Here is a 16,198-nt window from a genome sequence, read left to right on the forward strand (position 1 = left end):
TCACACTACCCCTAATGCTCTCAAAATTTTATCAAATGACTCTATATCCGGTAACAAGAAGAAATCCCCTGTAACCTCTTTTTCATCTTCGACAAATTCAGTTTCTATAAATAATAGTTTGTCACTGAATTGTCCAAATTGGATGGCTGGAACACTCAATATAGCACCTACCATATCAATACTCACTGAAGGAACTGATATGTTTAATGTCAAATTAGTAAGTTTACTCAAAGAATTCATATACGATGCTGCTAAAATATTTCCAACTTCTGACAGTACTGAAATATCCATTGCATCTAATTCATCTGTTTCTTTTTCTCTTTGAAATATCATAGGAATTAAGTTATTAGCAGATTCAATATCTAGCAAAAACATCATATTTCCTTCTACTTCACCAGTCATTTGAAAATAAATACCTGCAACTGGCATTTCTGCACCACCTAATATATCTTGAACTTCTTCTATATCAATTATTTTAACTTGTGGCACTAACATATCAACTTTTTTGTCAATCATCTTTGCTAAAGCCGTAGCTGCATTTCCTGCTCCAATATTTCCTATTTCTTTCAATACATCTACTAGCATCTCATTTACATTATTTATATCCATAAATTCCTCCTAATTTATGCCTTTATTTGCTTCATTACTTCACCAGCAATATCTTCCAATGTCACCACTTTATCAACAGCATCATTTTGAACAGCAGACTTTGGCATTCCATATACCACACAGCTTTTTTCATCTTGAGCTATAGTATACCCTCTTTTATCTCTTAACTTTTTCATTCCAATGGCTCCATCTGCTCCCATTCCAGTCATCATAACTCCAACAATTCTTTTATTATCAACATTTGCAACTGTATCCATGAGAACATCCACTGATGGGCAATGACCACTTACTTTTTCTTCATCACTTAAATCAATCATCCAATCAGCGCCTTTTTTTACCAACTTCAATTGCTTACTGCCTGGAGCAACGTAGCAATATCCACGAAGTAATGACTCTCCATGTTCAGCTTCTTTAACACTAAGTGCTGACATAGTATTCAATCGATCAGCCAATGATTTAGTAAATCCTGGTGGCATGTGTTGAACGATTATATATGTTGCATTAAGATTTTCTGGGAACTTAGGAATTACACTTTGTAACGCTCGCGGACCTCCAGTAGAAGTTCCTATAGCAACTATATGACTAAAATTTTTATCCTTTTTAGCAATCTTTTTACTAGCTTCAGCTTTAACTCTTACATTTGTATTTAGTGTCCGAGTTTTAGCCTTTATTTTACTAGCCATTTTTACTTTTTCTATAATTTCATTTTTCTTTTCATTTGCATCTAACTTAAAAATATTTGTAGGCTTAGTGATAAAATCTATAGCCCCATACTCTAATGCCTTTATAGTTGCGTCTGCCCCCTCTGATGTCAAACTACTTAGCATCAACACGGGAACATTTATTTTTAATTTTTCCATCTCTTTCAATGCTGTAAGCCCATCCATAATAGGCATTTCAACATCTAAAGTTATTACGTCAGGATTGCATGTTTGTATTTTCTCAATACCCTCTTTCCCATTTTTAGCAGTATCAATTACTTCAATATTTTCATCTGAATTTAAAATATCTGCTATCAGTTTTCTCATGAAAGCTGAGTCGTCAATAACTAAAGCTCTAATTTTCATCTAAATCAGTCCTTTTTTTCTTAATTTTCTTTGAGCCTCAAAAACATATTGAACAATTATTTCCTGACTTTTATGATGTATGTCAAAAAACTTTATGCCTAGCGCATATTTAAAATCTTTGTCCTCTGTCTTATCAATTCTAACAATTTTCCCTTTGACAGATACCACTTTATCTTCAACATTTAAGTCGCATTCTAAGAAATCACCTTTTTTGTGTTCATAATTAGATTTTAGTTTCATTCCTCCACCACTTAGATCTTGGGTAACACAAGATTCCTCTAATATTTGACTATCATTTTTTTCAAAATACTTCATAACTTTCAGCCTAACTAAAAGTCTATAATAATCTCTCATCTGAACTCTATCGGATGGTGTTAATCTTTCTATTTCTAGCAAATATATTTTTTTTAAGCCTCTTCTTCTTACTATACCCTTAAACATGAACCTTCCAACATTTTCTACATAATAAGAAATTTTTATTTTAGTACCTGTATGAATAGGAATCAAAACACCTTTTTCAATAGGACCACTAATTATAATCATTTGATTCCTGATATCCAAAACTTGACTCGCATATCTAGATGCATTTTCACTATCACTTTCTATAATCAACTTAGTTCCAACAACTAAATTCGAATTTGCTTCTGTCATTTGTTTTTAGAACCTCCCTTTGGTAAATACAGATCTCAAGTTAGAAATGAAATTTTCCATTCCACTTTTTTCAACCTGCTCCTCTCCAATAAGTTTCAACGCTATCGAATTAATTTTTTTAGAAACTTGTGATGTTGGATTATATTCCATAAATGGAATTTGATTTTTAACAGATTCTGGTATGATTTTACTTTCATACAAATACCCTAATTCATTGATATTAAAATCCAAAAACTTATTAGTTGCTTTCTCAAGTTTACTGAATACTTCTTCTGCTTCTTTTGCATTATTCACTCTATTTATAATAACTTTAAGGTCGACTTCATTATTAAATATATTCAACGCCTTTATCATTGCATATGCATCAGTTAATGAAGTCGGCTCTGGTGTAGTAATTATTATAACTTCATCTGCTGCATTTACAAAGCTTAATACTGTCTTCGATAAGCCTGCACCTGTATCAATAAGTATAAAATCACATTCATTTTGAAGTGATTTAAATTCTTTTAATAAATACTCTATCTCTCCAATGTCTAATTGCATTATTTCATTTATTCCTGATCCACCAGCTATAAGTTTTACACCAGCAGGACCTTCTGTAATAACCTCTTTCATAGTCTTGCGTCTTTCTAATACATCGGCTACTGTATATTTAGGTATTATTCCAGATATAACATCGATATTGGCAAAACCAATGTCTGCATCAAAAACTACACATCTATATCCAAGATTGCTAAGTGATATCCCTAAGTTAATAGTAAAGTTGGTCTTTCCCACTCCACCTTTACCACTAGTTACCGCTATTATCCTAGTATTATCATCATTATCAACACTTTTAGATGTTTCTGCTTTTTTCTCTCTATTTTTGAAATTCTGGCTTTCTTTAACTAGTTTTCTCAATCTCTCTGCTTGATCATACATCTTTGTTTTCTCCTAACAATGATTTTGCTATTTCATCAATATTTGCCAATTTTATATCTTCTGGAACACTCTGCCCTGTTGTTATATAAGAAAGCGGATTTGCTTTTTCATAACACGTACTCATAACTATACCATAATTATCAGATTCATCTAATTTAGTAAAAATCAGTTTGTAGTCATTAATAAATTTGTATGTTTCTATTATACCATCAATAGTATTCTTATTGGTAGTTGAGCTTAAAACTAAAAATATTTCTGGATCTTTAACTTGTCCTAACATTTCTTTAAGTTCTTTTACTTTGTCGTTGTTTTTATGACTTCTTCCAGCTGTATCTACTAAAATTAGTTCCTTATCATAATAATCCTGAACTGCTTCCACTATCTCACTTCCATCATAAATAATTTTAAGTGGAATTCCCAGTATTTCACTATATGTTTTAAGCTGTTCCACAGCTGCAATTCTATAAGTATCCGCTGTTATTAGCCCTATCTTTTCTTTATTGACTAATGCATATTGTGCTGCTATTTTAGCCAGAGTCGTCGTCTTACCAACTCCTGTTGGTCCAACAAAAATTACTATCTTTTGTTTATTATTTAGTGTTATAGGCTTAACTGGTCCTAAATGCTTTTTTAGTAATTTGATTAATAAATTTTCATAATTAATGCGCCCCTCAATTTTAGCGTGCTCACGCATTAATTCATTGAGTATTTTTGTTGTGTTCTCATAATCTAGCCCATTAGATGTAAGCCTTTTTTGTAGTAATTTAACTTCTTCTGGATAAACCCCAGTATCTTCTCTAGTATTTTCAATACTAGAGACTAATGATTCTACAGTTTGTCTAAGTTTGACTACCTCGTCATCCGCTATGCGCTCTTTACTTTTACTCACACCCTCAAACAATAAATCAGTATTTAATTGACTTTTGGATCTGTTTTCTTTTTTTATCTGAGTTTTTTGAAGTTTTTGAGATTCTTGTAATTTACTTTTTTGAGGTTCTCTATTTTCTTCGTCAATAGCAGCAACAATTTCAACTAAAGGTTTTCTTAAAAAACTTAACATACCTGGTCTTTTGATTTTCCTCGTATGCAATATCACTGCATTTTCCCCTAGCTCTTTTTTTAATTTATCCATTGCTTCTTTATTGGTATTTCCAAAATATCTCTTAATTTTCATCTAGTGTCACCATCCCCAGTGCTTGGATTTCAACGTTAGGATCAATTTCATTATATGACAAAACTATAATTTCATTACTATATTGCTCTGTAAGTTTCTTGAAATAAATCCTAACTATAGGTGCTGTCAATACGATTGGCTGCTCACCTATACTCGTTAATCTATCTACATTTTGAGCTAAGCTTTGAAGTATGCGCTGAACAGTATTCGGATCTAATCCCAAATATGAACCTGCTTCAGTTTGATTTATAGAATTCATGATTAACTGTTCTAATTGTCCATCTAAAGTTATAACATTAAGTTTATTATCTATGACATATTTCTGAGTTATGTAACGACTTTGCTTTTGTCTAACATATTCAGTTAACATATCTGGATCTCTAGTCACCGAAATATAATCTGCTAATGTTTCTAATATTATTACCATATTCCTTATGGAAATCTGCTCTTTCAATAAATTTGCCAAAACCTTTTGTACATCTCCTAAGTTCATTGCCCCTGGAACAATTTCATCAACTAATGCTGGATGATCCTCTTTAACATTATCTATAAGAACTTTCACATCCTGTCTTCCTAATAATTCGTGTGCATTTTGTTTAATAAGTTCTGTTAAATGCGTAGATATTACGGATGGTGGATCAACTACAGTATAGCCTAATATCTCAGCTTTTTCTCTTTCTTTATCAGTTACCCACTTCGCTGGCAAGCCAAATGCCGGCTCAATAGTGTCTATCCCTTCTACATCACCTTGAGCAGTACCTGGATCCATCGCTAAATAATGATCAAAAAGCAACTCTCCTCTAGCAATTTCTACACCTTTAATCTTTATAAGATACTCATTTGGATTTAATTGGATATTATCTCTTAGCCTAACAATTGGAACAACAACTCCTAATTCTAATGCAATTTGTCTCCTAATCATTATTATTCTATCCAATAAGTCTCCGCCTTGATTTGAATCAGCTAGTGGTATCAAGCCATATCCAAATTCCAATTCTATGTCTTCAATTTTCAACAAATTCATAACATTCTCAGGCTTTCTCATTTCTTCATCATCTGCTGCTGTTTCCATTAATTCTTGCTCTTCTATTTCTTGTTCTTGCTTCTGAGCCATTGTTCTACCATTAAACGCAATAAACAGAAGTGTTAAACCTAATAGCAAAAATGGAAATGTCGGTAAAGGTGTCAGCGACATGAAGATAAGTGCTGCTGATAATATGAATAACGGTCTAGAACTACCTCGAAATAATTGTTCTATTATATCTGAGCCTAAATTTTTCTCGGATTCAGTTTTAGTAACAATTATACCTTGAGCTGTAGATATCATGAGTGCAGATATCTGACTAACTAATCCATCTCCGATTGTTAGCAGTGCATATTTTGAAAGTGCTGCAAAAATTGGCATCCCAGACATAGCCCCAATAATCAATCCTGCTACGATATTTATGACAGTTATCAATATACCAGCAATAGCATTTCCCTTTACGAACTTACTAGCACCATCCATTGATCCATAAAAATCAGCCTCTCTTTGTATATTCAACCTTCTTGCCTTTGCATCCTCATCAGATATCAATCCTGCATTCAAATCAGCGTCTATAGACATCTGTTTTCCTGGCATAGCATCTAATGTAAAACGAGCTGCAACTTCGGCAACCCTCTCGGAACCCTTAGTAATTACTAAAAAGTTTACAATTACAATTATTGCAAAAATAATTACCCCTACAACAAAATTATCTTGCGCTACAAAACTACCAAATGCTTGTATTACATCCCCAGCATCACCTTCTGTTAAGATATATCTTGTAGTGTTTATGTTCAAAGCTAATCCAAATATTGTTGAAATCAACAATATTGATGGAAATATGGAAAAACTAAGTACATTTTTCGCGTAAATCGATGTCAATAGTATCAATAATGCAAAAGAAATATTCAAACTTAACAATATGTCCAATAGTCCTTTTGGCACTGGTATTATCATGATAAGTACAATCAAGATAATAGAAACAACTACTGCGACATCCCCAAATTTTAACATCTAACCACCTACATCCTAGTCTTTTTTAAGTTATACACATATGCCAAAACTTCCGCTACTGCTTGATATAAATCCTGTGGTATTTCATCACCAATTTCAACCTGTTTAAACAACAGCCTCGCAAGTGGCTTATTTTCAACAATTGGCACATCGCTATCACCTGCAATTTGCTTTATTTTTTGAGCCATAAAATCTTGCCCTTTAGCTAAAACATATGGTGCTTTATGTTTCCCAGAATCATATTTAACTGCAATAGCAAAATGTGTAGGATTTGTTATAACCACGTCTGCTTCTGGAACATCCTGCATCATTCTCTGCATAGCTATTTCTCGCTGTTTTTGCTTTATTCTTGATTTAATCTGCGGATCTCCTTCCATTTGCTTATATTCTTCTTTTATTTCTTGTTTCGTCATCTTTAAATTTTTCTCATATTGATATTTTTGAAAAGCAAAATCTAAAATAGAAATAATTATAAGTGCTATGCAAACTCGCATAGCAATATTAAATGCCGTATCCATCATATATGTTACACTTTGATTTAAATCATATACATACAGCATATGTAAATTTGAAACTTCATTTTTTAAGTAAGAATAAACAACCCATATTATAATTGCTATTTTAGCTATAGACTTAAACATCTCAAATATTGATTTGAATGAAAATAAATTTTTAAAACCATTTATAGGATTAAGTTTCCCAAATTTAAATTTTATAGGAATCACTAAAAAACCAACTTGCATATAGCCCATAAAAAGTCCAGTAATCATTACTATACCTAATATCGGAAGCATATTCAATATTATAGTAAAAACTGCTTCAATCATTATTTGATTTAAACTCGAGACATCATTTAATGTGCTTGGGTTCAAACTATTTCGAAACATATTTTCAGTATATGAACCGATATTCTTGTAAATAGTTTCGCCCCACATAAACACCAAACTAACTCCAGTCAAAAGAGTTATAGCAGATGTCATTTCTTTACTTTGAAATACATTTCCTTCTTTTCTAGCATCTTGACGCTTTTTAGGTGTAGCTTTTTCAGTTTTTTCGCCTGACCCACCATCAGCAAAATGCTGTAAATCAAGCAAGTAATGCTTTTTCAATATATCCATCATTTCACCACTTCATATGTTTTAATAGTTCTAAAAATTCAAATTCTGTTATCTCAAAAATTTTGGAAGCTGTTTTTACGAAAAGCGGAGCAGTTAATGTCAATAAAACCATCCCTATAGCTACTTTCATCGGCATACCCACAACAAAAACATTCATTTGAGGAACTGTTTTAGCCAAAAATCCAAGAGTAACGTTTGCTATAAATATAGTTACCATTACAGGCATTGCAACTTTAAAACTAAGTTCAAATACTTCTGAAAAATTAGATATAAACTGTTCTACCAACCCCCATTTTACATTTATATTTCCAAGTGGTAATATATCAAATGACTTTATCATTGACTCTATCATCCAGTGATGGCCATTTATTGAAAAGAAAATAAGCATAGCAGACGTATAGTATAAATTGGCAGTAACAGTTACATTACTATTACTCATAGGATCAAATGCAGACGACATACTAAAACCTATCTGCGCATCAATCATATTTCCTGCCATATTAAATATGCTAAAATATAAAAGTAAAATAAAACCTAAAAATAAACCTATTGCAAGTTCCTTAAAAATCAATGATATATACATAACATCTAATTCTGGCTTTGCCAAATTACTAAAATCATAACTGAAAAAAACAACAACACTTAAAAGTAATGTCAAACCAACCTTTAGTTGACTCATTATTTTAGCACTTGAATAAAATGGTGCGATAATAAAAATACCAATTATTCTCATAAAAACAAGCAATAGCCATATATACTCTGTTGAAATTTTATCTATCACACTCATCATTTACACCTTACTATCTAATATAAGTATTCACGTTCATCAATAAATTATTTGTAAACACCATTAATTTGTTTAGCATCCACGGACCAAACAATAAAAAAGTACCTAATACAGCTAAAATTTTCACTCCAAAAGCCAGTGTAGCTTCCTGTATTTGAGTAGTTGCTTGAAATACTGCTACTATCAAACCCACTCCAAGTGCAACTAAAAGCATAGGAGCAGAACACATAAGCACAAGGTTAAGCGCCTCTTTTAAAATAATACCTACTTCTCCCTCTGTCATAGTTCCCTCCTTACTTGAATCCGGTAATTAGCGCCTCTATAACCAAATTCCAACCATCAACCATTATAAATAAAAGTATTTTAAATGGCATAGAAATCATTACAGGTGGCAACATCATCATTCCCATTGACATCAGAGTACTTGAAACTACCATATCAATTACCACAAATGGAATAAACAATATAAATCCATAAATAAAAGCAGTCTTCAACTCACTAATAATAAATGCTGGAATAAGTGTCGTCGCTGGAATTTGTTTCAAAATTTCTTTTTTTTCTAATAAATTATCATCTTCATCTCTTAATGTTATAGACGCATTAGATAAATTCATAAATAATTCCAAATCTTTGGCTCGAGTTTGATCATACATAAAGTCTTTCATAGGATCCATTGCATTATCAATAAAGACTTCTTGAGTTATCTTATTTTCTAAATAAGGTTGTATAGCATTTGCGTTAACTTCACTTATCACAGGCCTCATTATAAAAAATGTCAAGAATAATGATATGCCAATCAATACTTGATTTGGCGGCGTAGTTTGTGTAGCAATAGCTCTTCTTACAAAGGATAATACTATCAAAATTCTTGTAAAACTTGTTGTCATTAATAAAATAGCAGGAGCAAACGTCAATATAGTGAATATAAATAATAACTTAAGATAATCCACTAAATCAGTATCTTCTCCCGCCCCAACTGAAATTTCTATCCCTTTGGGTAACCCAGTTTCTGTTGCAATAGCTCTAAGTGGTATGCAACAAATAAAAAAAATCAGCATAATAAATAATATTTTTTCACTTCTTTTGCTCATAATCTTGCCTTCTATCTATCTGTTTTTTTAACTCAACATATCTTTGCTTTACCTTAAATAGTTTATTTGTAATATTTTGCGAATCGTCATTTATTGCACTTTTATAAATCTTGTCAAATTCTTTATTATCATCAAATACTACTTGACCAATTTCATCAAACTGGTCAAGTAGCTCGATCCCACTACTATTCTCGCCTATAAGATAATATCTTCCGCAACATTCTATCAATAAAATCTTAGTATTTTCAATTTTCAAAGTTTCGACAATTTTAATCATTTTCCCTGATTGTACAGAGGTCATTTTACTACCAACGTACTTTGTAAACAAAAACGCCAACCCAATAATAAAAATGCTAATACCTAAATAATACAAAATGTGCGTCATATTCCTTACCTATCTTTCTAAATTATTATCCCAATACTTTTTTTACAGCTTCAATAACTCTATCTGCTTGGAACGGCTTAACAATAAAATCTTTTGCACCTGCTTGTATTGCCTCAATAACCATAGCTTGTTGACCCATAGCTGAGCACATAACTATTTTAGCATTTGCATCTGATTTTTTTATCTCTTTAACTGCCTGAATACCATCTACTTCAGGCATTGTAATATCCATAACCACTAAATCTGGTTTCAATTCCCCATATTTTTCAATAGCTTTGGCACCATTCTCTGCCTCTCCAACTACCTCAAATCCATTTTTAGTTAGTATATCTTTAATCATCATTCTCATAAAAGCTGCATCATCGACAATCAAAATTCTACTCATTTGTTTTCCTCCTTATAATTTGCTAATTTTATTTTTTGAATTAATAATATCTGTAATTCTTATACCAAAGTTATCATCAATAACAACAACTTCACCTTTCGCTATAATTCTACCATTGGCATAAACTTCTAATGGTTCTCCTACGAGTTTATCTAATTCTACAATAGTTCCCGGACCATATTCTAAAATTTCACTAATCTTTCTTTTTGTCCTTCCAAGTTCTACTGTTATCTCAACAGGAATCTCCTGAACCATACTGATATTTTCATTATAAACTATTTTTTGATTATTATCAAAAGGTTCAAATTCAACCCTTTCAACATTTACTGGTTGCTGAACCATATTATTTGATGGTGCGCTATATCCCATTTGCGGTTGTGCCTGCATTGGTTGTTGATATTGCGCCTGCATCTGAGGCTGTGGTTGCGGTTGAGTATGCTGTGGTTGAGCTTGTGCAGCTGGTTGTTGCGGTACACTTTGCGTAGCAGCTGGCTCTTGAATCTGCTCTACCTCATTTTCAACAGAAACCTCTGGCATATCCTGCTCAAGTAGATTTTTTACTTGACTTCGAGCAAACTCCAATGGTAATAATTGCATAATTTCACTGTCAATTAAATCACCTATGATCATTTTAAATGAAATTCTAACCAGAACATCGGTTTCCTTAAAAATCTCAAGCCCAGTTCCATCACCATCAACCTGGGTCTGAAAAGCTCTCGGTGGGTCAATGTCTATTTTTTTATGAAACATCTCCGAAAGTGAAGTACTAGAAGAGCCTACCATTTGGTTCATAGCCTCTGAAATAGCACTCAAATCCATCTCATTTATTTCTCTGTCAGTATTAGTTCCATCACCGCCCATCATTAAATCTGTAATAATCTTAACATCTTCAGATTTTAATACTAATAAATTAGTTCCCTCTAAGCCTACTCTATACTTTACATCTACCGCAATAAAAGGTTTAGGATATAAAGTTGATAGCTCAGAAGCATTTACCCTAGATACCTCTGGAGTTGTAATTATAACCTTTTGTCCTAAAAGGGTAAATAAAGTTGTCGCTGCAGTTCCCATACTGATGTTTCCAATTTCTCCAAGCGCATCTATCTCCAATTCATTAAGAAAATCGTCACCAGCACTCGTATCTTCGTCAGTACCTCCATTCAATAATGCATCTATCTCTTCTTGTGAAAGCATATCGCTAACCATTTATCTCTTCACCATCCTTCTTGACCCCGGTGATCTTAACGGCCACTTTATTATTTACTAGACCTGGCTGGCAATTAAATTTCAACACAGATCCAACTTTGATTCTTGCTTCATTATTTGTGAAAGTATCAATTTTTATGACATCTCCCACTTGAAGGCCAACGAGTTCATCTACAGTTAATATAGATGTACCCATTTCTGCCTTTAAAATCACATAAGCTTTTCTCAATCTTTCTTCAATCATTTCACTGTTGCTTTCATGCATACCTTCTCTTTGAGTATTAGAAAACCAAAGTTTAGTACTCAATTTTTCAGCTATTGCCTCTATCGCCAAATGTGGTATACAAATATTAAACATCCCCTCTGCATCTCCTATTGCCATATTTAATGTTATAAGTGCAATTGTCTCACTAGGAGATATAATCTGCGCAAATTGAGGATTTGACTCTATTTTTTCCAAAGATGGTGTAAGTTCAATAACATTTTGCCACGCTTCTGTAAAAAGCTCTAGCATCTTCTCTACAATTCTTCGAAGTAAAGTCATTTCTATTTCAGTAAATGTCCTTGCTTCTCCAATTTGTTCTCCACTACCACCCAATAGTCTATCAATTATAACAAGTGCTAATTTAGGTGAAATATCTAATATTATATCGCCATGTAAAGGCTCAAATTTAACAATAGACAGAAATGCTGGATTCGAAATAGCATTGCTAAATTCACTAAAAGCATATTGATCTACTGTAAGAACATCAATATTTACAGGAGCACGTAAGTACCCAGACAAAAAAGTCTGCAATAATCTACTAAAATTATCATGGATAATTTCAAGGGTCCTCAACTGATCTTTTGCCATTTTTTGTGGATTTCTAAAGTCATAATTCTTTACTTTTTTCTCTGGCGCTTCTTCAATTTCGTCAACATCAACTTCTCCAGAATTCAGTGCACTAAGTAAGGCATCTATTTCATTCTGTGATAAAACTTCTGACAAAGCGATCACTCCTTATCCCTGAATAATCAATTGTTTAAAATACACTCCTGTTATTTCATCTGTCTCAAACTTATCATTAAGACTCCTTTTTATTTCTTCTTGTAAATACAATTGACCATCTTCGCCTAATAATTGCTCTTCAGTACTGCTTCTAACTATTAAATTAATTGCATCTCGAATAACAAAATCTTTCATTTTTAGTGTTTCAAGCAATTCTTCACTTACAGTTTCCACCGTTAGATTGACTTTACATATTCTAGGGCTATCCTTGATATTACTATATAAATCAGTTACTTCATAGTAAGATTTAGGCAAATCGTCATAATTTACTTCTTCTTTTTCTCCTGATAAAAATACTATCCCTACACCAACAGCAATTGCTATGACTAGTGCAAGTACTACTGCTACTATTATTATCAATTTCTTATTGCTCATGCAAACACCCCTTTACTCAGATTCTGCTTTTGAATAATTAGAATTCAATACCACTATATCAACTCTTCTATTTAATGCTCTATTTTGAGGAGTATCATTTAATGCTATTGGTCTATTTGGTCCATATCCAGAAGCTGACAATCTACTGCTATCAATTCTCGTCTCGGTTTCTAATATTTTAAGTACATTTACTGCCCTTATTGCTGATAATTCCCAGTTTGATGGAAATTGAGCCGTATTCATCGGTACATTATCTGTGTGTCCCTCTATATTTATTCCTCGGTCATCAAATCTATCATCGGAAAGCAATTCGCCTATAAACAATATTATCTCTTTTGCCCCGGTTTTTATATCTGCTTTTCCCGAATCAAAAAATACACTGTCCATAACTCTTATAATAAGACCCTTTTCAGTCATTATTACTTCAACGCTATCCTCAACACCTTCTTCTATTACATAATCTTCAATTTCTTTTTTTAGAGATGTCATAGTGTCTACTTCTTCATAACTATCGGTAGTAAGTTCTTCTGGCAACGAACCCATATTTATAAATGGAAACTCGCTTATTGTTTTCCCGCCTTCCATCACTCCTAGCGATCCATCAAAAGACTGCATTATAGCTTGAAATTTCTGCGCATCAATCTCTGCAAATGAAAAAAGCAATACAAAAAAACAGAGTAAGAGGGTTACCATATCTCCATAAGTCGCCATGGACGTGTCTTCTGGTGGACACTCTGGGCATTTATTTTTTTTAGCCATAGTCTACTCCCCCTCTTTGTTATCTCCACCATCGCTCTCTGTTCTATCAGCAGGTGGTACAAAGGTTTTCAACTTTTCTTCTATAAGCCTTGGATTTTCTCCTGCTTGAGTGGACAATAATCCTTCAATCATCATTTCTTTTGAGAGAATCTCTTGCTTACTTCTATATTTTAGCTTATTTGCTAATGGTTGGAATATAAAGTTAGCAAATAAAGAACCATAAAACGTTGTAATCAATGCTACTGACATATTCGGTCCAATACTATCTGGGTTTGATAAGTCTTTCATCATATTTATAAGACCTATAAGTGTACCAATCATTCCAAATCCCGGCGAAAATCCAGCGAGTGTTTCAAATACACTTATACCAACTCCATGTCTTTCTTCAACAAAGTTAAGTTCAGTCTCCATTACATTTCTAACAAGTTCTGGGTCAGTTCCATCTACTACTAGCATTATTCCTTTTTTCAAAAATTCATTTTCGGATTTTTCAGCAGATTCCTCTAATGCAAGTAAGCCTTCTTTTCTAGCAATATTTGCCATTGCAACAATCTCTTCAATCAAAACATTTAGTTGAATCTCTTTTTCAAAAAACGCATTTCGGACAACCTTTATAGAATTGATAACAACTTTGAGTGGATAACTAATCAAAGTCGCAGCCAACGCACCACCTAGTACAATAGCCAATGATGGAAAGTCAACAAAGTTGCCCAATACACCTGTTTGCATGATTCCCCATACTATCAATCCAGTTCCTAATAATATACCGACTAAAGTTGCTATGTCCAATAATGTCACCCCTTCTTCTCAGATTCTTATTTAATATTGAATCATATCAATTATTTCCTTTGCCGACTCTTTGACGATTAATTTTCTCTCTGATCTCAAATATATAACTGTATCAGGAGTCTCTTCAATAGTCTCTATTTCCGACTCATTCAAATAGAACTCTTTTCCATTTATCTTCTTTAATTTTATCATAATTCCTCCGCTTTTAAAAACATTTTATGCCCAGACCCCTTTCAGGGCCTAGGCATAACTACTATCTCTTAAGATTTACCAATTCCTGAAGCATTTCATCTGTTGTCGTTATAATTCTTGAGTTTGCTTGAAAACCACGTTGCGCTGTAATCATCTCTGTAAATTCCATAGATAAATCTACATTTGACATTTCAAGTGATCCAGAGTTTAATCCACCAAATCCAGGCGAACCAGGTTTTCCTTCTTGTGCAACTCCTGAATTTGCACTCTCCGAAAATAAATTAGAGCCTTCTTTAATCAAACCACCAGGGTTATCAAATTTAGCTAGCATAAGTTTAAACAAAGCTTTGCTCTCACCATTACTAAATTGACCTTCTACCACACCCTTCGAATCAATAGAATAACCTGTAAGTGTTCCTGCCTTTTCACCTTTAACTTGGAATCCTTTAATCGATGTATCTATACCAAATCCACTAACATCGCTAAAATCCATCTTAATAAATCCCTTTTCTGCATCTTCAATAGTTCCATTTCCGTCTAAGTCTATACCTTCTCCAAATTCCACTCCTTCTTTTTGAATTTGAAGATTGAATGATTTCACAAAGTTGCCTGCAGCATCCTTGTAATTATCATCATTAAAATAATTCGCAGCAGTAGCAGAATCGATATCACCAGGATTCAAACTATGAATAGGTGGAAATGGTGCAGCTCCACCATTAGCATCCGCTAAACCTACTAACTCGCCTTGCTCATCGAATTTCATTATATAATCCAATGTATTTCCTTCCAACAAATTAGTTTTTGATCCTTTTTGAGTCATACTCGGAATGCTAACTTCCCACACTGCGTTCTCTTTTATAGTACCACCATCATCATACTTTAAAACATTCCTATTTAGATTTATAGTAATATTATAAGTATTTCCCTTGCTATCTTGAATCTCTAAATCCGTTGAAAATGTATTATTTTCATGAGTTTCAATCTCCGCTGGTGTTTTTGTAGTATCGATAATTCTATATGGTGAATGCGCATCGTTTAAATTATTTTTAAAATTAATTCCTTTTGTAGTTACAGGTTTAACCTGTTCTGAAAAATTAATTTTTACTGGTGACTTTGTGCCAGTTTCTTCTCCATCTTCAGTATATTCATACCCCATAACTTTCATACCATCAGCAGTCAATAGATTTCCTTGCTCATCCATTTTAAAATTTCCAGCCCTAGTGTAAAAACTATTTGTGCCACCATCAGGCGTTACTACAAAATATCCATTTCCGACTATTTGTAAATCATTAGGATTGTTTGTAGATTGAGTAGATCCATTCGTATGAATCGTACTTATCGATCCCACAGATGCTCCTAGTCCTAATTGTTGAGGATTCGTCCCTCCTAGACCATCTTCTGTAGCTCCACTAGCACTGCTTACCATTTGACTCATCAAGTCTTTAAAAGATACTTGTCCTTTTTTAAATCCAACAGTATTAACATTTGCTATATTGTTACCAATTACATCCATTTTAGACTGGTGAATTCTTAGACCAGAAACACCAGAATACATAGATCTCATCATAATACATGACCTCCTCTAGTCATGCTGTATTCGAAC

19 protein-coding genes are annotated in these 16,198 nt (G+C 33.0%); all 19 read right to left on the bottom strand.

Going from position 1 to position 16,198, the window contains the following annotated elements; all coding sequences use genetic code 11:
- Positions 1-609 carry a chemotaxis protein CheC gene (locus N4A40_14710; protein ID MCT4663106.1) on the bottom strand — a complete coding sequence of 203 codons (609 nt, stop codon included), beginning with the start codon at positions 607-609 and terminating at the stop codon, positions 1-3.
- Between the two features lie 14 nt (positions 610-623).
- Complete coding sequence (locus N4A40_14715) at positions 624-1,676, bottom strand: chemotaxis response regulator protein-glutamate methylesterase (GenBank protein ID MCT4663107.1); 1,053 nt, start codon at positions 1,674-1,676, stop codon at positions 624-626.
- Positions 1,677-2,327: a PilZ domain-containing protein gene (locus N4A40_14720; protein ID MCT4663108.1), complete on the bottom strand. Its 651-nt coding sequence runs from the start codon at positions 2,325-2,327 to the stop codon at positions 1,677-1,679.
- A gap of 6 nt (positions 2,328-2,333) precedes the next feature.
- Entirely contained in the window at positions 2,334-3,248 is a 915-nt protein-coding gene (locus N4A40_14725; GenBank protein MCT4663109.1) for a MinD/ParA family protein, read from the bottom strand.
- On the bottom strand, positions 3,241-4,422 hold the full coding sequence (flhF, locus tag N4A40_14730) for a flagellar biosynthesis protein FlhF (GenBank protein MCT4663110.1): 1,182 nt from the start codon (positions 4,420-4,422) through the stop codon (positions 3,241-3,243). The genes N4A40_14725 and flhF overlap by 8 nt, the downstream gene beginning before the upstream one ends.
- Positions 4,412-6,460 carry a flagellar biosynthesis protein FlhA gene (gene flhA, locus N4A40_14735; GenBank protein ID MCT4663111.1) on the bottom strand — a complete coding sequence of 683 codons (2,049 nt, stop codon included), beginning with the start codon at positions 6,458-6,460 and terminating at the stop codon, positions 4,412-4,414. The genes flhF and flhA overlap by 11 nt, the downstream gene beginning before the upstream one ends.
- An 8-nt stretch (positions 6,461-6,468) precedes the next feature.
- Positions 6,469-7,578, bottom strand: a complete 1,110-nt coding sequence (gene flhB / locus N4A40_14740; GenBank protein MCT4663112.1) for a flagellar biosynthesis protein FlhB — start codon at positions 7,576-7,578, stop codon at positions 6,469-6,471.
- A gap of 4 nt (positions 7,579-7,582) precedes the next feature.
- Positions 7,583-8,365: a flagellar biosynthetic protein FliR gene (gene fliR / locus N4A40_14745; GenBank protein ID MCT4663113.1), complete on the bottom strand. Its 783-nt coding sequence runs from the start codon at positions 8,363-8,365 to the stop codon at positions 7,583-7,585.
- Between the two features lie 13 nt (positions 8,366-8,378).
- Positions 8,379-8,648 carry a flagellar biosynthesis protein FliQ gene (fliQ, locus tag N4A40_14750; protein ID MCT4663114.1) on the bottom strand — a complete coding sequence of 90 codons (270 nt, stop codon included), beginning with the start codon at positions 8,646-8,648 and terminating at the stop codon, positions 8,379-8,381.
- Positions 8,649-8,658: 10 nt separating this feature from the next.
- On the bottom strand, positions 8,659-9,456 hold the full coding sequence (gene fliP / locus N4A40_14755; protein ID MCT4663115.1) for a flagellar type III secretion system pore protein FliP: 798 nt from the start codon (positions 9,454-9,456) through the stop codon (positions 8,659-8,661).
- Positions 9,440-9,757: a flagellar biosynthetic protein FliO gene (locus N4A40_14760; protein MCT4663116.1), complete on the bottom strand. Its 318-nt coding sequence runs from the start codon at positions 9,755-9,757 to the stop codon at positions 9,440-9,442. Before N4A40_14760 ends, fliP begins: the two co-directional genes overlap by 17 nt.
- A 109-nt stretch (positions 9,758-9,866) precedes the next feature.
- Positions 9,867-10,226 carry a response regulator gene (locus tag N4A40_14765; GenBank protein ID MCT4663117.1) on the bottom strand — a complete coding sequence of 120 codons (360 nt, stop codon included), beginning with the start codon at positions 10,224-10,226 and terminating at the stop codon, positions 9,867-9,869.
- A gap of 12 nt (positions 10,227-10,238) precedes the next feature.
- Positions 10,239-11,432 carry a flagellar motor switch phosphatase FliY gene (fliY, locus tag N4A40_14770; GenBank protein ID MCT4663118.1) on the bottom strand — a complete coding sequence of 398 codons (1,194 nt, stop codon included), beginning with the start codon at positions 11,430-11,432 and terminating at the stop codon, positions 10,239-10,241.
- Positions 11,425-12,420 carry a flagellar motor switch protein FliM gene (gene fliM, locus N4A40_14775; GenBank protein ID MCT4663119.1) on the bottom strand — a complete coding sequence of 332 codons (996 nt, stop codon included), beginning with the start codon at positions 12,418-12,420 and terminating at the stop codon, positions 11,425-11,427. Before fliM ends, fliY begins: the two co-directional genes overlap by 8 nt.
- Before the next feature lie 12 nt (positions 12,421-12,432).
- Complete coding sequence (locus tag N4A40_14780; GenBank protein MCT4663120.1) at positions 12,433-12,855, bottom strand: flagellar basal body-associated FliL family protein; 423 nt, start codon at positions 12,853-12,855, stop codon at positions 12,433-12,435.
- Positions 12,856-12,867: 12 nt separating this feature from the next.
- Positions 12,868-13,614: a flagellar motor protein MotB gene (locus tag N4A40_14785; protein ID MCT4663121.1), complete on the bottom strand. Its 747-nt coding sequence runs from the start codon at positions 13,612-13,614 to the stop codon at positions 12,868-12,870.
- A 3-nt stretch (positions 13,615-13,617) separates the two neighbouring features.
- Positions 13,618-14,403 (bottom strand): motility protein A, encoded by a 786-nt coding sequence (locus N4A40_14790; protein ID MCT4663122.1) that lies wholly within the window; start codon positions 14,401-14,403, stop codon positions 13,618-13,620.
- Positions 14,404-14,433: 30 nt separating this feature from the next.
- Positions 14,434-14,595, bottom strand: a complete 162-nt coding sequence (locus N4A40_14795; protein MCT4663123.1) for a flagellar FlbD family protein — start codon at positions 14,593-14,595, stop codon at positions 14,434-14,436.
- A 61-nt stretch (positions 14,596-14,656) separates the two neighbouring features.
- The gene (locus N4A40_14800; protein ID MCT4663124.1) at positions 14,657-16,162 is read right to left on the bottom strand and encodes a flagellar hook protein FlgE; all 1,506 of its coding nucleotides are present in this window, start codon (positions 16,160-16,162) and stop codon (positions 14,657-14,659) included.
- Between the last annotated feature and the right edge of the window lie 36 nt (positions 16,163-16,198).

The organism is Tissierellales bacterium, assembly GCA_025210965.1.
GTDB lineage: Bacteria > Bacillota > Clostridia > Tissierellales > JAOAQY01 > JAOAQY01.